This window comes from Flavobacterium sp. 1355 (assembly GCF_017833415.1).
In the GTDB taxonomy this organism is placed as follows: domain Bacteria; phylum Bacteroidota; class Bacteroidia; order Flavobacteriales; family Flavobacteriaceae; genus Flavobacterium.
In genome coordinates, this window is the sequence record NZ_JAFICC010000001.1 from 506,741 (window position 1) to 527,373 (window position 20,633).

Below are 20,633 nucleotides of genomic sequence, written 5' to 3' on the forward strand. Positions count from 1 at the left end.
TAAAGAATGACTTTTTTTACTACTGAATTAGCACTGTTTTTTGAGGAATATCTGATCCTTATAATTGGTTATGCAGTACTGATTATGTCTTCTTATTTTGTACTGGCTCACTTATCTACCAGAGAACTTAGGGAATATCTTAAAAAGAATAGTTTTGTTGATTATGATGTGCTTCTGACAAGTGAATTTGCGCCAAGCCTCTCTCTAATAGCTCCTGCTTACAATGAAGGTTTTACAATTGAAGAAAATGTAAAATCACTACTTTCCCTTAATTACAATAATTACCAGGTTATTGTGGTCAACGACGGAAGCAAGGACAATTCTATGGAAATCCTGATTAAAAAGTACGATCTTGTCCTGACAGAACTTGCTATTCATCCAAAAATAGAAACAAAAAAAATTAGGGGAATTTATAGTTCCAGAAATGCTGCTTTCAAAAAACTAATCGTAGTTGATAAGGAAAATGGAGGTAAAGCCGATGCACTAAATGTCGGACTTAATATCGCCCAGAATCCTTATGTGGTTTGTATTGATGTTGATTGTATACTGGACAAAGATTCGTTACTCAAGCTGGCGAAACCTTTTCTGGAATCTTACGGTAAACGTATTATCGCTACTGGTGGCGTAGTCAGGATAGCAAACCAGTGTGTTATTAAAAACGGTCGTTTGGTTGAGGTAAATATTCCAGATAAGATGCTCCCGAGAATACAAGTGTTAGAATATTTGAGAGCGTTTCTTTTAGGCAGAATGGCATGGAGCAGGCTGGATGGCTTATTGCTTATAAGTGGTGCATTTGGCGCTTTTGACAAAGAGATCGCTTTACTGGCTGGTGGTTATAACACAAAAACAGTTGGTGAAGATATGGAACTGGTGGTGAGAATGCGCCGTTATATGCTGGAAAATAAAATACCCTACTGTGTTAGTTACATACCGGATCCGCTTTGCTGGACAGAAGCACCTGAAGATTTTAAAATATTTAAGAAACAGCGCAGCCGCTGGATGAGAGGGACAATTGAAACACTTAGTCTGCACAAAAAAATGTTTCTGAATCCGAAGTACAAATTGTTGGGTATGATTAGTGTGCCTTATTGGACATTGTTTGAATTCCTAGCTCCCGGTATAGAATTTATTGGCCTTGTAATAACATTTGTATTTATTGTAATGGGCTTACTCAACTGGCATTTTTTCGTATTGCTGGTTCTTTTTGTTTATTTTTTTGCTGTTATGTTTTCGGTTATAGCACTTTATAGTGAAGAGTATTCTTATCACAAATACCCAAAACAAACCGATTTTTTTAAACTTTTGATTGCTGCTCTCATAGAACCTATCTATTTTCATCCACTAACAGTTTATGCCGCCTTAATTGGTTATAAAGAAAAAATCATGGGAACTAAAGGCTGGGGAGAAATGACAAGAAAAGGTTTTACGAAGAAATAAAAAAATGATCTAATATAATGCTAAATAGTTTTTTTAAATAAAAATGGCGCCAATTGGCGCCATTTGGCTTGTTTGTGACCCCGACGGGACAAATTTCAACATTTTTTTTGGATGATTTGAAGAAATTGGCTTATTATATGTAGATATCTGTCTTCCAGTGTCTTTGGTAATTTGGTTTAGATGTCCTGTCGAGGATTGATGCCAATTTATAACTAATAATTACTGAAATCTCGTATTTGAAAATGTTATTTTTATTGAAAAAAAAAATATTCGGATAGCTGCAGATTTGAACCTAAATCTGTCAGGCCTTATTTTGCTTACTTTTTAGTTATTTCAAATTACTTAGTGCTACGCTTCTGCCACGAAACTTCAACATGTAAAATATTTTTAGAAAACCGCCTTAACTTTTTGTGGCAAAAAATGTATCCACTCTAAACACCATTTGCCACGATTATGCCACAAAATTTTGAACAATAATTTATAGCATTTTTTTATTATAAAATTCTGTTTTTTATACTAGCGGAAAGCATCCAATTAACTAACCAGATTATTGAAAACTATTACAGTACTTTTGCATGCACATCTTATTTTTTTTTCTCCTTTTGTTTGTATCGCCACTCTTATAGGTGCTAAAAAGCATTAATCAAATTAAAAGTCCTTTAGTTTGTAGTGAAAAAATTTCATCATTTGATGGGTACCAAATAAGCGGTGGACTGGTACTGATTTACTTTTCTACTTGTAATACTTCGAGAGGCCTGCGGCCTTTCGTGAAGATCTCGAAATCCCGGATGATTTAGGATATATTTAATAAATCTGTGGTTGCCTTATATTTTCGTTTCTTTTTTTTTGAACTACGCTGAGTCATATAATAATGTACCTGAGAGATACAAAGCTTATAGCCACGGTTCAGAAGTTCTTTAAAAATTTTCCCGACCCATATTGTTTTTTTGGCTCTATAAAAATAGCAGTGATTTCTCTTTCAGGTATAACGATCCTTTGTTCTGTTTGGGTAAGACCACTTCTCAGATTTCAAAATAACTTCTTATGGATACACTCAACACCATGCACATTGTGTTTACGGAAAAACTTTTCATTGTATTTGAAAGAAAATTATACGACGATGAATTTATAACAGTCTCTTTAACAGCTTCATCTACTATTGTAAAGTTTACAAGAAATATTTTGTTAATTTTTACAAAAAAAATATAAAAATTTCTTTAATATTGGTACGTAAATAATAGATGAGGTCTTAAAGATTAACATCTTTAAGACCAATGTTATACAAACTAAGCCTTACGCAAAATGAAAAAAGTTAGTAAAAAAAATCGCGAAGCTCTGTCGTAATTAAATTTTCGTAACATTAAATATAAAAGACGATGATATAATATTAACCATACTTCAGTTATTTTTCACAAATGACTATCATTATTCACAATCAATTAAAACTACAATTTTAAAGAATGAAAATAAATTATTTTAAAGCCACTATAAATATCCTTTTTATATGCTGTGCTTTATTAGCCACGACCATTGTTGTAAGTCAGGAAACTATCTTTTCCCGTCTTAATATTAAATCCCCAGGTGTTACTGATTTTATAAGGTATGGAAATATACAATCCTCATCTTATACCGGTACTATTGATTTAAAAATCCCATTACTTTCCTTTCAAAACAGCAATCAATCCCCAATGGATATAAGTCTTATTTACAACTCGTCAGGATTTACGCCTACTAAGAGATCGGGAATTGTTGGACTTAACTGGGCCTTGAATATGGGTGGGGTTATCACAAGGAGGATAAAAGGCGTGCCCGATGACTATGTAGGATACCTAAACGAACTTAACCCTTCCGTAACGGGTGTATACGCTACAAATGGTTTTATTGTGGGACAGAGAAAAAACCAGACCTTTCCAATGGATGATATTTTTAATTTTAGCTCCAATACAGGTTTCTTGCATGGATCAAATATGTGGATGTTAGGTACTGCCGGTAGTGCCAATGCTTACGAAGCATCGCCTGATCTATTTGAATTTAATTTTAATGGTATTTCAGGGAAATTCCACATGGGTAATGACGGAAAGATTAAGGTTGTAACGAATCAGCCTAATAATTTAATAGTTGATGTGACGGGCTTTGCGCAACAAAATGGGACAAGCTGTGCACCCATACCTTCTGAAATCAAAATCACGGATAATCAGGGTAATCAATATTTCTTTGGCGGAAGTTTAAACAATTTGGAGTATACTCTCTCCTTGGGGGACCGTTACACACGATTTGTGGGTATACCTCCTAAACCTATAATAACTTCATGGTTTTTAAGAAAAATAATATATGCAAATAACTCCCAACTAGTCTTCACTAACCGGGTAGATACCCTTATACCAGACGACCTTGGAGATGGACCTACATCTAATATCGTATCTAATAGAGATTTTTTAGCACTTAATCAGTATATTTTCCAGCAGAAAAATTTCAGCGAGAGAAATATAAAATTTTTCGGTCAAAATATAAAGGATTATAGCAATAGTGCAACTACCGGAGTTAGGTCTTCATACGAATTACAAAAAAAAGTAATATTAGATAAAATTGAGGGTGATAACTTTATAGTTAATTTTAAATACAGCCCGCAAAAATCAAAATTCAACAGAATACTTCCTGCACCGTCATTATTTGAATATGAAGAAATCAAATTGGACAATATTAAACTTACCGATAAAAGCAGTAATCTAATAAAAAGTATTGATTTTTCGTATGATTATCTTGGAGGTCAGTATGACAGGATGTTTCTTGTCCAGCTAACTGAAACGGGAAAGTCACCTTACAAGTTTGAATATAATGTTACAGATAATCTGCCGGACCCATCTTCAAGGGGAGTAGATTACTGGGGATTTTGGAATGGTTTGGATGCCCAGACAACACTGATACCCGAAATAAATTACACAATTAGTGAAGACTTTACCTATACCTCCAATACAAGGGAGCCTTCTTTTGCCAAATCCAAACAGGGATTATTGGCCAAAATAAATTATCCTACAGGTGGATACACAAAATTTGAATATGAGCCAAACTATTTTAGTCAACTTTTGGAAAGACCGAGTTCAAATAAATTTTTACCTATACTGACACAAAAAAATGGTACAGGCGGCGGGGCAAGAATATTCAAAATAACTGATTTTGATGGAAACACGGATACAAATATTAGAAAATTTAGCTATATTAAAAATTATTCCCCTTCTACTACATCAAATACTGTTTCGAGTGGTATATTGATGCAGTGGCCCCGCTATGCAACGCATTACGATAGTAATACCAGCACTGAAAATACATCTACCATTCATATTCAGTCAAATTCTGTTACAAATAACACTGATGACAACGTCATAACCTATTCAGAAGTTGTAGAAACAAATGAAGGAACAGGATACGTTGTCAATAAATTCAAGGACTATTCGACAACCCCAGATCTTGATGTTTATAATAAGATAATTTATTTTGGTAACCAAGTGTATGGAGCAGAATCTAATATAACACCGTTAGAGTTGTTTAAAAACGATCCGGGTGTATTACTTGATGATCGCAGTTGGGAAAGGGGAAAGCTGTTGTCAAGAAAATTATATGATAAACCGGACAATTTAATAGAGGAAGAAACTTATACATATAATAATGTGGCGGACAGGTTTAACCGATATTCAGTATCCATGCATCAGACCGGTCTTTATTTCCAGGCAAACAGACAGTATTATTATAATGATTACTTAACCCAAAAAATACGTGTTTCATACATTAACAATATTGCTGTCATAAGCAGTACAGAAAGATATGAGTACGGAACCGGTACTTTATCTGATAACTTAATAATGCAGTCGAATATCAAAAGTCAGACAGGAACCTTAGTATCCAAAAATTTCTACCCGCATGACCCTTTGATGGCTGCTGAACCATATAATGCGCAGCTTATAGCGAAGAATATCATTGGTATGCCCCTGAAAACGGAATCTTTTAATGACAATACCAAGGTAGCAGAGAGCATAACTAAATATGGAAGTTACGGCTCTACGGTTGCTGGGCAACCGCTATATCTGCCTCAATATGTCTATACAAAAAAAGGGAATGTGGTACCAGATCAACTGGAAAGGAAAGTGACTTATGACAAATACGATACTTGGGGGAATATTTCACAATATACTACTGAATATGGAAAACCGGTATCTGTGATCTGGGGCTACAATAAGACACTTCCTGTAGCTAAGATTGAAAATGCAACAAACTCACAACTGCAGGCGTTTATGGGTGTCACCGATATAAACAGTTTAAACGAAAGTGATTTGGCCTCTATTAGTGCAGTGCGTACGAATAATGCTGCGATCAATTGTATGGTTACCAGTTATACTCATAAGCCTATGATTGGGATTAGCAGTATTACAGATCCCAAGGGTATAACAACCTATTATGAATATGACAGTAATGGAAGATTGATGTTTGTTAAGGATCATAATTTAAATATTTTGCAGCGGTATTGTTATGGTTATAAAGGGCAGGTGGTTGACTGTGCAGCTGACAATCCATATGCTGAAGTGTTTAAAAGTATAGCCAGAAGCGGATCTTTTACAAAAAACAACTGCGCTTCAGGAGCTGTTGGTTCCAGTGTGGCCTACAGTCAGCCGGCCGGTGCTGCTACATCGACAGTTTCTCAGGCCGATGCCGATGCAAAAGGTCTTTCCTTATTTAATGCCCAAGGCCAGGCGAATGCTAATACTACTGGTACATGTGTGTATAACAGTATTGCCAGAAGCGGTTCCTTTACAAGAAATAATTGTGTTACAGCAACAGGCTCTAGTGTAACTTACAGCCAGCCGGCCGGTGCCCAAACCTCGACAGTTTCGCAGGCGGATGCCGATGCAAAGGGCTTAGCTTTATTCAATACCAAAGGCCAGGCCAATGCAAATGCTTCAGGGACTTGTACCTACAGCAGTCCGGCTGAGAGCGGCAGCTTTAGAAAAGGCGGCTGTCCATCGGGTTCTGTGGGCTCAACGGTAGTTTACAGCCAGGCTGCTGGAGCTATAACATCGACTGTTTCCCAAGCGGATGCCGATAATCGTGGCCATCAGAAATTCCTGTCTGCAGGAGGTCAGTATGCTACATTGACGGGTACTTGCTTATACAATAGTATTGCTTACAGCGGAACGTTCTACAGAAACAATTGCGCTGAGGGCCAATACGGTTCAGGAGTAGCGTACAGCCAGCCTGCAGGTGCGTCCACAGGTACCAGCCAGTCAGCGGCAGATGAGGCCGGGCTTGCCAAGTTCAATGCCGACGGACAGGCAAATGCCAACCTTACCGGCAGCTGTACCCAGATGATTACCTATCAATATGCGTGGAACCAATCCATTACAACCCTGTTGATTGTAGCCAAGGCAGTCTCTAATCCTACGGGATATACCCTTCGTTTTAATGTGACATTTGCAGATGGTTATAATCTTGATCCGCAAATTGTCGAGATAAGTATGGCGGCAGGTGAGTTGTCGAAGAGTGCCACTTTTAAGTTGCCTGCACCTGCTCAGAGTGTTCAGTTGGTTACCATTTGGAAAAATTAATAAATTCATTTACCTGTAAAGAGAATATACACGTGATAAAAAAATATATAGCCTCATTGATTTTGCTGTTTATGGCGGGTCAGCGTCTCACGGCGCAGAGTTTTAGTGATGATAACTTTGTTCATACCGTTTCACCCAAAAAGCCGGTAAGTTCCTCTAACTTCAGTACATTAAAAAAGGAGGAAAAAGTGCAGAATGTAACCTACTTCGACGGCCTTGGCCGCCCTGTTCAGACCACGTCTATAGGGCAGGGAGGGGATGGTTCGGACCTTATCAAACCTGTGGAATATGATGCTTATGGCAGGCAGGTAAAGGATTACCTTCCTTATGCCCTTACCAACAGCACTACTTTGTATCCGCGTATTGGCATGGCCGCGTCGCTGACTTCCCTTTCAGGTCTTTATAAAACGGCAAAATACGACAATACCACCAACCCATACTCGGAAAAACAGCTTGAGTCTTCCCCTTTGAACAGGGTATTGAAGCGGGCCTCCCCGGGAGTATCGTGGGAAATGGGCAAAGGGCACGAGATAAAACTGGATTACCAGTCCAATGTGGCCAGTGAGGTCCGCTTTTTTAAGGCAGTTACCACTTGGAATGCCACCTCGGAACTGTACGATATCAGCCTGACTGATGCCGGTGATTATGCGGCGGGCGAGCTCTACAAGAACCTCACCTATGATGAGAATACGGCCGCAAGCCCTTCGGAGAGTTCCGGCTCGACCGTAGAGTTCAAAAACAAGGAAGGCCAGATGATCCTGAAAAGGACTTATGGCACGGTAGGTGCCGGTACGGTCAATGAAAAGCATGACACCTATTATGTATATGACAGCTACGGTAACCTGACCTACGTGCTGCCTCCCAAGGCAGAGGGTACCATTACGGCTGCTATCCTTAACGATTTGTGCTATCAGTATAAATATGACCACCGCAATCGTCTGGTGGAGAAAAAACTTCCGGGCAGACAATGGGAATTTATCATTTACGATAAGCTGGACCGCGTTGTGGCCACCGGACCTTCCGCTTCCCCATTTTCGAACCTTACCTCTCCAGGCTGGCTGATCACCAAGTATGATGTCTTTAACAGGGCGGTTATTACCGGGTGGATGCCGGCATCTTCTGTAACTTCGCTGGAGCGGACCAGCATCCAGAAAGATAGAAACAGCGCAACGGCAAACTTCAGCGAAGCAAAATCGGCAACCCTTGTTTCTGTTAACGGTGTGGATACGCGTTATACCAATCTGGCATGGCCGACCAACTCCTCTGTGGCACCTTTAAGTGTTTACCATATCCTGACAGTGAATTATTATGATAATTATGACTATCCGGGTGCTCCGACTGTATTTCCAACCGTAGCGGGACAGGTTGTTTTCTTTAATAACAGTACATCAAGGCCAGTGGGCCTTGCAACAGGCAGCTGGACCAGGGTACTGGAGAGCAGTACTGCCCCGATAAGGTCAGAGGCAGGATATATTCTTTATGACGATAAAGCCAGGGCCATACGCAGTTATACGTCCAATTTTCAGGGAGGTAGCAAACAAGTGGATACCAACTTTGATTTTACAGGAAAAACCATTTATACGATCACAACCCACCAAAGGCTTTTAGGCGGGACAGTAACTTCCATCCGGGATGATTATTCCTATACGGATCAGGACCGCCTGGAGTCCGTAAAGCAGACTATTGCGGGATCGACACAGCTTCTCGCTTTTAATGAATACGATGCGTTGGGGCAGCTGATCTCCAAAAAAACAGGGAATACACAGGGGGCACCATTACAGAAAGTGGATTACACGTACAATATCAGGGGATGGCTTACGGGAATCAATAACGTCAACCAGCTGACCATCGGAACAGAGCCGAAGGACCTGTTTGCTTTCCAAGTCCAATATGACGGTATCTCAAATGCATCTAAGAAGCTTTACAATGGAAATATTAGCCAGACCCTTTGGGCGAGCGACAATAACGATAAAAGCATCAGGAATTATACTTACGGCTATGATGCCCTGAACAGGCTTAAGAGCGCGGTGGACAACGCGGGATTGTTCAACGAAGAGAATATCCAGTACGATAAGAATGGGAACATACTGAAGTTACAGCGCAAGGGAGCTGTAGTACAAAACCCTGTTGTGACACAGACTACCACCCATTACGGGATGATGGACGACCTGAAATACGATTATGATTCGGGCAACAAACTAATGAAGGTCTCCGATGTGGCAACCATAGACCAATTCGGGTTTAAAGACGACGCAGTCAACGCGGCTGCCGACACTGCTGATGACTACACTTATGATGCCAACGGCAATATGCTTACTGATGCCAACAAGGGAATTACTACCAGTATAACCTATAATCATTTAAATCTGCCTGTTAGAATAGTGCTTCCAACAGGGAATATTACTTATCTTTACAATGCGGCAGGGCAGAAGATTCAAAAGACGGTGGTTGAAAACTCCCCTTCCAGTACCACGATAACGGAATATTTAAACGGTTTTCAGTATAAAAAAGTGAGCGGAACCTTCACTCTGGAGTTTTTCCCAACACAGGAAGGCTATGTGGCCTACAAAGGTGGATCGATATCATATGTATTCCAGTATAAAGACCACTTGGGCAATGTAAGGCTGAGCTATGCCAAAAATACGAGTTCAGGGCTAACTGACATAATTGAGGAGAATAACTATTACGCCTTTGGGATGGAGCACCAGGGGTATAACAATGTTCCTAAAATTACATATGCAAGTACGGAAGGTGAAAAGTATAAGTTTCTTAGTCAAGAGCGTCAAGACGAGCTGGGATTGAACTGGGACACATTTAGACATAGGAATTACGATTATGCTATTGGTAGATTTTTTGGAATTGACCCTGTTTCTGAAGAATATATGTCAATATCTACTTATCAATTTGCACATAATAATCCTGTGTGGAAAATTGAAATAGAAGGTTTGGAAGGAGCTCCTTCTAATGGGAAAACTGATATTACTAATCATGAGCCTATAAAAGTTAAAAATACGCCAGTTTTAGGTTTGATTGGTACCGTGTTTAAATCAGAAGTTGTACAACAATCTGCTCCAAAAGTTGTTGAAAAAACGATTGCTGTAGAAACTGCAAAAAAAGCAGGAGGTGTTTTAATGAAAGGTATGGGCACTATACTCGCAGTATTGACAGATTATATGAGCCCCAATTATGGAGGGCGTACAAGCGAGATACAAAAGCCTCCAACATTTACCATTGATGAAAAATTTAATGTTAAAGACTATAAAGTTGAAGAAAAAACTATTGAAGAAACGGGAATAAAAAGGCATGGAAACGCTAAAGAGAAAGAAAATCGATATAATCATATTTTTGGAAAAGAAGAGCATGATTTAGATAGTTTTGTGCAAAAGGCAGGTTCAGAAGATAAAGCTTATAATGCTGTTCAGAATGCGGCAAACGAGGCATTAGCTAATGGAGAGTTAAGTCAGAACTCAAAAGGAATATTGCCAAATGGAGACAAAGGAAATATAATAACAGTAAATGGCATGCAAATAAGACTTATTGGTGGTCGTGTATCAGGAGACAAAGTGATTATTTCATCTTTTAGTAGAAAAGGTTTATAGAATATGGAAAAAATGAGTGAACTTGAATTAGCAGTTTTAAATAGCATCGCAAGAGAATATCCTTTCATTAAGGAGCATATTCCTTATCTCACAATTAAAAATAGAGAGAAAACAGGTGTCGGAATGTATGTAAATTTTGCTTACAGTAGAGACATTAAAATTAGAGATTCTAATTATACAAATGTATCATTAAGTACTAATGAAAATATTGAAATGGAAAAATTAGAATATGGATTAGGTTTTGAATTAGATATTACAGATGGTAAGGTAAATTTTATTGAATTTATTACTTATGGTGAAAATTGGGATGGTATTGTAAATGATTTCAAAATAACCAAAGATGATTAATAACTTAAGTCGATGAGCATCTTTTTGAAGTAATCAAAGTAAATTGCCATTCCATAGCGGAGTGGCTTTTTGCTTTTATAGCATTTTAAAGTGTACCAAACTGTTAAAATAGAATTCATGTTAGCCTGCATCTGCTGGGGAATCTCAATTGATTTGAAAAAAAACACTCAGAACATCCTCCCTACCGTATCGACTGTTTTGATACCAGAGACCGAGATTGTAATGTCAAGTTACCTCCCCGTACTGTAAACTTGTGTAATTATAACAACCAGTTATTTACCCATCAAAAAAAAATATTTTTGAAAAAAAGTGCCAATACGCTACACTTTTCGAGATTCGTTATACAAGAACTCTATACAAGGGAGGTTAGTCAAGCATCTTTACAATAAATACTATCTAAAAAATCACGAGATACTAACCAATCTAAAAAATGAAATATGAAATCCTAAAGAAATTTATAATAAGTACCAAAGCAAGCAAAAGCACCATCTATAGATTCTACAAAAAGAATGAGGACCTATTTGCTGAAACCAGTCTAAGAAATGGAAAGAGAATGTTCCCTGCTGACCATGCAAGATATTTTGACAGCGAAATCATGTTCGATGAGAACAAAGCCCTAAGACAAGAAAACCAATCTATTAGAAACCTTATTGACTGTCTGGCAGATAAAGAGAGCCTGCAACACACCTTCTGGCAGATGGATTGGAGCTTTTTCTTTACGGTAGCCTACAAAGCAGACCGTAACAAGACAAGCTGTTTTAAGCAAATGCATGGTCTGTATGATTGTCTGAACCAAAAATACGGAGCATCAACAGAAATCCGACTGTTCTAAAGTGAAGAAATACCTTTTTTATGAAGAAAAATGAATTGATAGCGACTTCAATAACTCTTTTCAAGATTAATTAAAGTAGTATTTAACTTTCAGATTAACCCATATGATATTAAAGATCAAATTGTTAAAACGTAATAAATTCAACTGGATTTTCTTAAAAATAAACTTGTTAAATTTTTTAGTTTATGGTAATATTGCTGTTAATTTTTTTTAAAAACTTCGTCAAGTACAAACTAACAAATGAAAAGATTTAAATATATTATAACTACAATAACTATTATAACTCACTGCTGCGTTTTCTTTGGACAAAATGGAATACCTAATTTAGTTCATCCTACACCGGAGGCATCAAATTTTCTTAAATATGATTTTTATCCAACAGATAATACATCTGGGGCTATGAATGTACAAGTACCTATCTATACCATTAAAAGCAATGGTATGGAACTGCCAATTTCACTTAGTTATCATACTTCTGGAATTAAAGTAGATGATATAGCGAGTGAAGCCGGTTTGGGATGGGTCATAAATGCTGGTGGATTTGTCAGCGTAACCAATAAAGGGCTCTCGGCAAATAACGGGGGATCTGCTATACGCGCAGACTGGCTTAATTCTCAGCAAATATATGCATTAATGAATTCTACTACCCCGCCTTCAACTGTAAATATGTCCCAGCACTTTAATTTTTTGCTGAATCAAAATTGGCCTACTGAGGCAAGCATGTATAATTATCATGCCCCTGGCTTAAGTGGCGGATATATGTATAGACAGGCTGCCAATGGGGTAAAGACAATTTTTAATGTCCCAAAATCAACTGATAGAATAATCGATTCTACTCTCGGACCCTCTATTATTAATGAAAATGGAGTTAAATACGAGTTTACTAAAGTTGAAATAGCAAATGGAAATAATATTTGGCATTTGACCAAAATGAGTAACCCAATCTCTACAGATATCATTACATTCGAATACGCAATAACTACACAGGAAACAGATTATTTACATGAGGGAAATTCTGTTTCTGTAAATTCTGCCTATCCGTATTGCTCTGGAGATACGGGTGTTCAAAGTTTTATTAGAACAATCGATCGTGAAATTCCCTTGTTAACAAAGATTAATTTTAATAATGGCTACGTTTCCTTTGTCTATTCTAATGACCGTATTGATAAAAGGAGGTATCGATTGCAGAAAATTGAAATTTATGACAATTCCAATACCTTGATTCAGGAAATCCAACTGCACCAAACTTACTTTTCACCAGCAGGGGAGCAGTCCAAAAGTAATTACAAGAAAAATGTAAATTTTAGATTAAAACTTGACAGCATTACTTTTAAAGATAAATTTAGAAAACCTTTTAATAGTTATCAATTTTTTTATAATACTCAATACAATCTACCAGGTTATTTTGATATTGATGCTTTCTATAGCGCACCTAACTATAAACTTTATTCGGCATATTACGGGCAGGATTTATGGGGTTACAATAATGGAAAGGGAGGCTATTCTTTTTTCTCAATAGGTTCATATTTTAGTACTGTTTTTTCCAGTGGTTCCGGGAGTGATCAGTCAAGAGACTTTAAAGGATTCCTGGATTATCTTGTCAATAGAGACATAGTTACAGAACGTGCGATGGCTTGCATGTTGACTGGTGTTCGTTACCCCAGCGGAGGTTTAAGTAATTTTGAATACGAATCGAATACAGATGAGTCGGGTAATAAATTAGGAGGACTTCGTATAAGTAAAATCACCCAAAATAGTGGTAGTAATCCGACTTATAAGGAGTTTAAATATTTAAATGCGCACACAAACAGATTTTATACTCCTAGAGGAGGTTCGTTATATGATGTTTACAATAATTGTATCTATACTGATTATCAAGGAAATCCAGGTACTAAATCTGGCGTAATTGGCACGATGACCAGTTTTGGCTCTCAGGATGAGCTTTTATTGTCAGGAAATCCGGCATTTTACAGTAAAGTAGAAGAATACAATGGTACAATACTCAATAACACGGGAAAAATAGAATATCAATACGAATATGTTAGGGATAGCACAAGTGGTATTAATAGGATGAATAGCATTTACTATCCAAAAAAATTATATAACATGGTGGATCAGTCATGGAAGAGGGGACAGTTAAAAAAGATGACTATATTTAGGAATGAGAATTCAACCTTTGTTCCTGTAAAAAGTGTAGAAAACTTTTATGCTACATTTTTAGAGGAAACAATTATAACTGGACTGGATTTTTACAGAACAAAAATTTCGGCTTACAATGATTACACAGATGGTTTTAGTTATGGTGATATTCTAATACGAATCGGATTTAAAAAATTAACTTCTACCATAGAGAAAGACATTAGCGCGTCTAAAGAAGTCACCAAAAGCACATTTTATTACTATGATAATACCGATCATATGCAGGTCACAAGAAGTGAATTTATATTAAATGACGGAACTAAAAGGAGCAACATTTATAAATATCCGGACGATGTAATATCGATCAGTTCACTTGGGACAGATAATTTAACAGTTCAGGAGAAAGCTTCTGTTGATAAAATGAAGTATAATGATCAACATCGTATCGCAAGTGTTGTTCAAACAGAAACATTTAAAGATTCAAATACAAATGGTATTGTTGATTTAGGGGAACTTCTACATAAAGAACGAACCAATTATAAAGAATGGTTCACAAATTTAATTTTGCCTGAATATATACAAAACGCAAAAAGTGATTCGGCCCTGGAGGACCAAATACAATTTCAAGGTTATTATACTAACGGCAATGTTAAGGAAATGTCTCAATTGAATGGATCGCACACTGTTTATTTGTGGGGCTACAATCAGAAATCACCCATTGCTAAGATCGAAAATGCAACATATGCTCAAATTGCGACTGCGCTTGGTGTGACCGCTACTGTTTTGGACACGTACAATGAGGCAAATCTTGCTGCGATCAATGCCTTACGATCAGTTTTATCAGACGCACTGATCACCACATATACTTATAAAAACCTTGTAGGGGTTACTTCTGTAACAGACCCAAAAGGAATGACGACCTTTTATGAATATGATAGTTTTGGCAGATTAATGTTTGTTAAAGACCAGAATTTAAATGTCCTGCAAAGATATTGTTATGGCTATAAAGGGCAACAGGTGGATTGTGGGGCAGCGGATCCTTATTTAATTACGTATAAAAGCATTGCCAGAAGCGGATCCTTCACCAGAAACAACTGCGCTTCAGGTCAGGTGGGCTCCAGTGTGGCCTACAGTCAGCCTGCAGGTGCTGCTACATCAACAGTTTCCCAGGCCGATGCCGATGCAAAAGGCCTTACATTATTTAATACCCAAGGCCAGGCCAATGCCAATACTACTGGCACATGTACGTTTAATAGTATCGCCAGGAGCGGTTCTTTTACAAGAAATAACTGTGGTACAGGAACAGGTTCAAGTGTAGCTTACAGCCAGCCTGCCGGTGCCCAAACCTCGACAGTTTCTCAGGCGGATGCCGATGCAAAAGGCCTTGCTTTATTCAATACCAAAGGCCAGGCCAATGCCAATGCTGTAGGAATCTGCAGCTATAAAAGCCCTGCGGAAAGTGGAAGTTTTACCAAATCCGGCTGTGCCAGCGGTGCCGGATCCACCGTAGTATATAACCAGGCTGCGGGTGCGGTGGTTTCCAACATTTCCCAGGCCGATGCCGATCAGCTTGGACATGAGAAATTTCTGGAAGCCGGCCCTAAATACGCTAATGCATTTGGGACCTGCTTGTTTAACAGTATTGCCTACAGCGGAACCTTTTACAGAACCAATTGTCCTGAGGGAGACTATGGATCGGGTGTTGTTTACAGCCAGCCTGCCGGCGCGGCGACTGGAGTTACCCAGTCCGCAGCGGATGATGCAGGACTAGCCAAATTCAACGCGGACGGTGAAGCAAACGCCAATCTGTACGGTACATGCACTAAAATGATTACGTATCAATATGGGTGGATACCGACTAGCAAGACCTTAGCAATTGTGGCCAAGGCTATTTCTAATCCTACGGGCTATCTCCTTAGGTTCAATATTATATCAATAGATAGCGGAATTGAACCAAAGGTTGTTGAAATCAATATGGCACCCGGGCAGCTTTCCAAAACCGGGTCTTTCATTCTGCCGGCAGCTGTTCAGAGTGTACAGCTGATTACTATATGGAAAAATTAATAAATTCATTTACCTGTAAAGAAACTATACCGTGATAAAAAAATATATACCATTATTGATTTTGTTGTTATTAGCAGGCCAGCGCCTCGCGGCGCAGACCTTCAGCGATGATAACTTCGTTCATACCGTTGCGCCCAAAAAGCCGGTGACATCCGCCACTTTCAGTACGCTGACCAAGGCCGATAAGGTGCAGCAGGTTACCTATTTTGACGGTCTTGGACGTCCTGTGCAGACCACGGCAATAGCCCAGGGCGGAGACGAGTCGGATCTGGTTACCCCGGTGGAGTATGATGGTTTTGGAAGGCAGGTAAAGGAGTACCTGCCGTATTCCCTTGCCAACAGCACGACGTCTTATCCCCGTATCGCCATGGCCGCCTCGCTGTTATCGCTGACAAACCTTTACAAGACGACAAAGTATGACAATACATCAAATCCATATTCGGAAAAGCAATTGGAAGCTTCCCCTTTAGGCCGGATACTTAAACAGGCCGCGCCGGGGGCTGAGTGGGAAATGGGCAAAGGCCATGAGATAAAACTGGATTACCAGTCCAATGTGGCCGGTGAGGTACGTTTTTTCAAGGCAGCGACCACTTGGAATGCCACCTCGGAACTGTACGATATCAGCCTGACTGATGCCGGTGATTATGCGGCGGGCGAGCTCTACAAGAACCTCACCTATGATGAGAATACGGCCGCAAGCCCTTCGGAGAGTTCCGGCTCGACCGTAGAGTTCAAAAACAAGGAAGGCCAGATGATCCTGAAAAGGACTTATGGCACGGTAGGTGCCGGTACGGTCAATGAAAAGCATGACACCTATTATGTATATGACAGCTACGGTAACCTGACCTACGTGCTGCCACCTAAAGCGGGCGGGACCATTACGGCGGCTATCCTGAACGATTTGTGCTATCAATACAAGTATGACTACCGTAACCGTTTGGTAGAGAAAAAACTGCCGGGCAAACAATGGGAGTTCATCGTGTATGATAAACTGGACCGCGTGGTGGCCACTGGCCCTTCGAATTCCCCCTTCACCAACCTTACTTCCCCTGGATGGATGATCACCAAGTACGATGCTTTCAACAGACCTGTGATTACCGGCTGGATGCCAGCCACCTCGGTAACAGCCCTGGACAGAACCAGTATTCAAGGAAAAAGAAATGCCGAAACGGTAGATTTCAGTGAAACCAAATCGGCAGCGCTTACCGTAATCAACGGTGTGGATACCCGTTATACCAATCTGGCCTGGCCGGTGAATTCCTCTGCGGCACCTGCGAGTGTCTACCATATACTGACAGTCCAATATTATGATACTTATGATTATCCGGGTGCTCCAACTTCATTTCCTACCGTAGCAGGACAGGCTGTCTACTATAACAATACCACCGTAAAACCAAAGGGGCTTGCCACGGGTTCCTGGACCAGGATCCTGGAAACCAGTACAACTCCGATAAAGGCTGAAATAGGGTATACCCTTTATGATGCCAAAGCAAGGCCAATCCGCAGTTACAGCACAAATTTCCTGGGCGGGTTCCATCAGGTGGACACTAACTTTGACTTCACGGGAAAGACCCTCTATACGGTCACCACGCACCAAAGAATCTCGGGCGGGGCGGTGACTTCCATTCGTGACGATTATGCCTATACGGCGCAGGACCGCCTGGAATCGGTGAAACAAACCATAGGGGGTACCACCCAGCTGCTGGCTTTTAATGAATATGATCCGCTGGGGCAGCTGATCTCCAAAAAGGTAGGTAATACCGAGACAGCACCATTGCAGAAAGTGGATTACAGCTATAACATCAGGGGATGGCTTAAGGGGATCAACAATGTCAATCAGTTGACAAATATTACGGATCCCAAGGATCTGTTTGCTTTTCAGATCAATTATGAGGGTATTTCAAATACGGCCAAAAAAATATACAATGGAAATATCAGCCAGACCCTTTGGGCAAGCGATAACAACGATAAGAATATAAGAAACTATGTCTATACGTATGACAGCCTGAACAGGCTTAAGAGCGCGGTGGACAATGGAGGATTGTTTAACGAGGACAACATCCAGTATGACAAGAACGGCAACATTTTAAAACTGCAGCGAAAAGGCGCGGTCGTAGCGATTCCTAATGTGAATGTGGCTGCCCATTACGGGCTTATGGACGATCTGAAATATGATTATGATCCGGGCAACAGACTGTTGAAAGTGGCAGATGCGGCTCCAATTGACCAATATGGGTTCAAGGACGATGCGGTTAATGCGGCTGCGGATACGGCTGATGATTACACGTATGATGCCAACGGAAACCTGCTTACCGATACCAATAAGGGAATCACCAGTATCAGCTACAATCATTTAAACCTGCCTGTTAAAGTGATTCTTTCAACGGGAAATATTACCTATCTTTACAATGCAGTGGGAGAGAAGGTGCAAAAGACAGTGTACGAAACGGCGAGTTCCAATACGACGGTTAGTGAATACTTAAAAGGCTTCCAGTATAAAAAAGTAAATCTGGCACCTGTAGAGCTGAAATTCTTCCCGACCCAGGAAGGGTATGTGGCCAACAATGCAGGTGTACTTTCCTATGTGTTCCAGTACAAGGACCATCTGGGGAACGTGAGGCTGAGCTATGCAAGGAACACCTTAACTGGGCTTACAGAAATTGTGGAGGAGAATAATTATTATGCTTTTGGGCTGGAACACCAGGGGTATAACAATGTCCCAAAATTCACCTATGGAAGTGCGGAGGGGGAACAGTATAAGTACAACGGAAAGGAGCTTCAAGACGAGCTGGGGCTTGGGGTTTATGACTATAGTGCACGTAATTATGATCCTGCACTGGGGCGTTGGATGAATATTGACCCTTTGGCTGAAAAAATGAGAAGATTTAGTCCATATAATTATGCTTTTGACAATCCAATTCGTTTTATTGATCCAGATGGAATGGCGCCAAATGATATTATATTTTTAATCCGCAATGGAGATAAATCAGTAAAAGAACAACTTCAATATCGAAATGGTAATTTTTACCATAATGGTGGTAAAGGTGAAAGATATAATCCTAAAGAAGGCAATGCAACATTGAATAAAGTGTTAAAGGCTTATAGAACAATAGAAAAATCAGATAATCAAATATTAAAAAATCAACTACATACATTGGAATCGAGTCCTAGTAAGCATTATGTAGAGGAAAGTCCAAATCGTGAAAATGCTGTAAGTAGTTTGGAATCTAGCAAATCTGTTTTGGGTTATTCTGCAAGTACTCAGACTGAATACGATTTTAATGCTGAATATGAAGGAACTAAAAGTGATTTTGGAGTTGTTGTCCATGAAATGAGACACCAATTTGATCATGATATTGGAAATATGGGAGATAATTCAAATACAAATGATGCAAATGACCCAGCTGAAATTAGGGCGGTTCACAATGAAAATATTGCCAGAAAAATGGATGGTGTTGAACCATTGAAGGCATACGATGGAAAAAAAATTGATCCATTAAAACTAGCTAATCCGCCAAATAACCTACAAGTAAAAAAAATTAAGGGATGAAAAAAGGATATATGAATAAATTAAAACTCTTAGTTGTTTTAATGTTACTATTGAGCTGTCGTAAAGAACAAAAAAATAACGTTGAATTTATAAAGAATCTGTCTAATGATACTGATTTCAATCTGCCATTGTATAATGAATCATTAAAAATTTTGATCAATAAAAATGACGTGATCTATGTAACCAGTTTAAGACAACTGTATAATTTAAAAGAATCAAAACATTTTAATTATAAAGATTTTGATAGTTTTTTAATTGAAGTAATTAATAATGATTTGTTGTCAAAAGATAATCTGTCCAAAATTTCGGAATTTAATTTTAAGATCGACAAAGAAATACAAGAAAAATATGATAATGAGGGATTGAATTATTTATTAAAAGTATACACTGAAAAGAGCAAGATGTCGAATAAGTACTATATTATAAGTGATTTAAATATAAATACTAAATTTTGTTTAATGTATCTGTTCTTTAAAAATAATTATTATGTCATACAAAACGATCACTCTGGGAAATATGTTTTGATTGATAAAAATATTTAATATTCTTTACGGGGAAAATATATTGCCATGTTTGATATATAAGTAATAATTACATAAAATTAAGGGTGCAGTAAAGCGCCTTAATTTTTTATATAACCTTATAAAGTCTCTTTTTCTTTTTATGTTTAAATTGTTTTGAAACATATTCGTTTACTTTTTTACCGTGAAGCAGAATATCTGTCAGGTTTTCTTTTACATATTCTCTTAATTCAAGATCTTGCAAGTTTTATGAATTTGTTGAAATAGAGTTTTGATACTTTTTTTCAAGTGCAAGTATGTTCATGGCACAACTTTCCTGAATCCCTTTTGCGCTGAATTCTTTTCCAAGACTGCTTCCATTGACAACCGACTGTGTTTTTAAGTCTATAAAAGTAATTCCATAAAGTTTTCCTTCACTGCTTTTTCTTAAAATAGTATGAATGGCTCCATCTTTAAGCCTTTCTGATAATCTTTCGACAGAAGTCATTCTTTTCATCAAAAAAAAGCCTGTCTCAAAGAATTCCTAAGGTGGCTTTTGCAGTATTGCTT

The 20,633-nt window shown here is 38.7% G+C and carries 9 protein-coding genes; 8 read left to right on the forward strand and 1 reads right to left on the reverse strand.

The genetic code is table 11. From position 1 onward, the window contains the following. Positions 1-6: 6 nt before the first annotated feature. From JOD96_RS02265 to JOD96_RS02300, 8 genes are all read left to right on the forward strand, one after another. The gene (locus tag JOD96_RS02265) at positions 7-1,437 is read left to right on the forward strand and encodes a glycosyltransferase family 2 protein (RefSeq protein WP_209562647.1); all 1,431 of its coding nucleotides are present in this window, start codon (positions 7-9) and stop codon (positions 1,435-1,437) included. A gap of 1,460 nt (positions 1,438-2,897) precedes the next feature. Beyond that, positions 2,898-7,031, forward strand: coding sequence for a DUF5977 domain-containing protein (locus tag JOD96_RS02270; RefSeq protein ID WP_209562648.1), 4,134 nt, complete (start codon positions 2,898-2,900; stop codon positions 7,029-7,031). Then, the gene (locus JOD96_RS02275; protein ID WP_209562649.1) at positions 7,019-10,630 is read left to right on the forward strand and encodes a DUF6443 domain-containing protein; all 3,612 of its coding nucleotides are present in this window, start codon (positions 7,019-7,021) and stop codon (positions 10,628-10,630) included. Before JOD96_RS02270 ends, JOD96_RS02275 begins: the two co-directional genes overlap by 13 nt. Before the next feature lie 12 nt (positions 10,631-10,642). Further along, entirely contained in the window at positions 10,643-10,978 is a 336-nt protein-coding gene (locus JOD96_RS02280; protein WP_209562650.1) for a hypothetical protein, read from the forward strand. Positions 10,979-11,408: 430 nt separating this feature from the next. Then, the gene (locus JOD96_RS02285) at positions 11,409-11,810 is read left to right on the forward strand and encodes a hypothetical protein (protein WP_245188324.1); all 402 of its coding nucleotides are present in this window, start codon (positions 11,409-11,411) and stop codon (positions 11,808-11,810) included. A gap of 240 nt (positions 11,811-12,050) precedes the next feature. After that, positions 12,051-16,013: a DUF5977 domain-containing protein gene (locus JOD96_RS02290; protein ID WP_209562651.1), complete on the forward strand. Its 3,963-nt coding sequence runs from the start codon at positions 12,051-12,053 to the stop codon at positions 16,011-16,013. 31 nt (positions 16,014-16,044) lie between these two features. Beyond that, entirely contained in the window at positions 16,045-19,563 is a 3,519-nt protein-coding gene (locus tag JOD96_RS02295) for a DUF6443 domain-containing protein (protein WP_209562652.1), read from the forward strand. Then, positions 19,560-20,105, forward strand: coding sequence for a hypothetical protein (locus JOD96_RS02300; RefSeq protein WP_209562653.1), 546 nt, complete (start codon positions 19,560-19,562; stop codon positions 20,103-20,105). The genes JOD96_RS02295 and JOD96_RS02300 overlap by 4 nt, the downstream gene beginning before the upstream one ends. Positions 20,106-20,331: 226 nt before the next feature. Here JOD96_RS02300 and JOD96_RS02305 read toward each other — a convergent pair whose 3' ends face one another. Further along, positions 20,332-20,571, reverse strand: a complete 240-nt coding sequence (locus JOD96_RS02305; RefSeq protein WP_209562654.1) for a hypothetical protein — start codon at positions 20,569-20,571, stop codon at positions 20,332-20,334. Between the last annotated feature and the right edge of the window lie 62 nt (positions 20,572-20,633).

Bases quoted from the DNA above. Each gene is read 5' to 3' on its own strand.
- JOD96_RS02265 (WP_209562647.1), top strand. From the start codon at position 7: ATGACTTTTTTTACTACTGAATTAGCACTGTTTTTTGAGGAATATCTG.
- JOD96_RS02270 (WP_209562648.1), top strand. From the start codon at position 2,898: ATGAAAATAAATTATTTTAAAGCCACTATAAATATCCTTTTTATATGC.
- JOD96_RS02280 (WP_209562650.1), top strand. From the start codon at position 10,643: ATGAGTGAACTTGAATTAGCAGTTTTAAATAGCATCGCAAGAGAATAT.
- JOD96_RS02285 (WP_245188324.1), top strand. From the start codon at position 11,409: ATGAAATATGAAATCCTAAAGAAATTTATAATAAGTACCAAAGCAAGC.
- JOD96_RS02290 (WP_209562651.1), top strand. From the start codon at position 12,051: ATGAAAAGATTTAAATATATTATAACTACAATAACTATTATAACTCAC.
- JOD96_RS02300 (WP_209562653.1), top strand. From the start codon at position 19,560: ATGAAAAAAGGATATATGAATAAATTAAAACTCTTAGTTGTTTTAATG.
- JOD96_RS02305 (WP_209562654.1), bottom strand. From the start codon at position 20,571: ATGACTTCTGTCGAAAGATTATCAGAAAGGCTTAAAGATGGAGCCATT.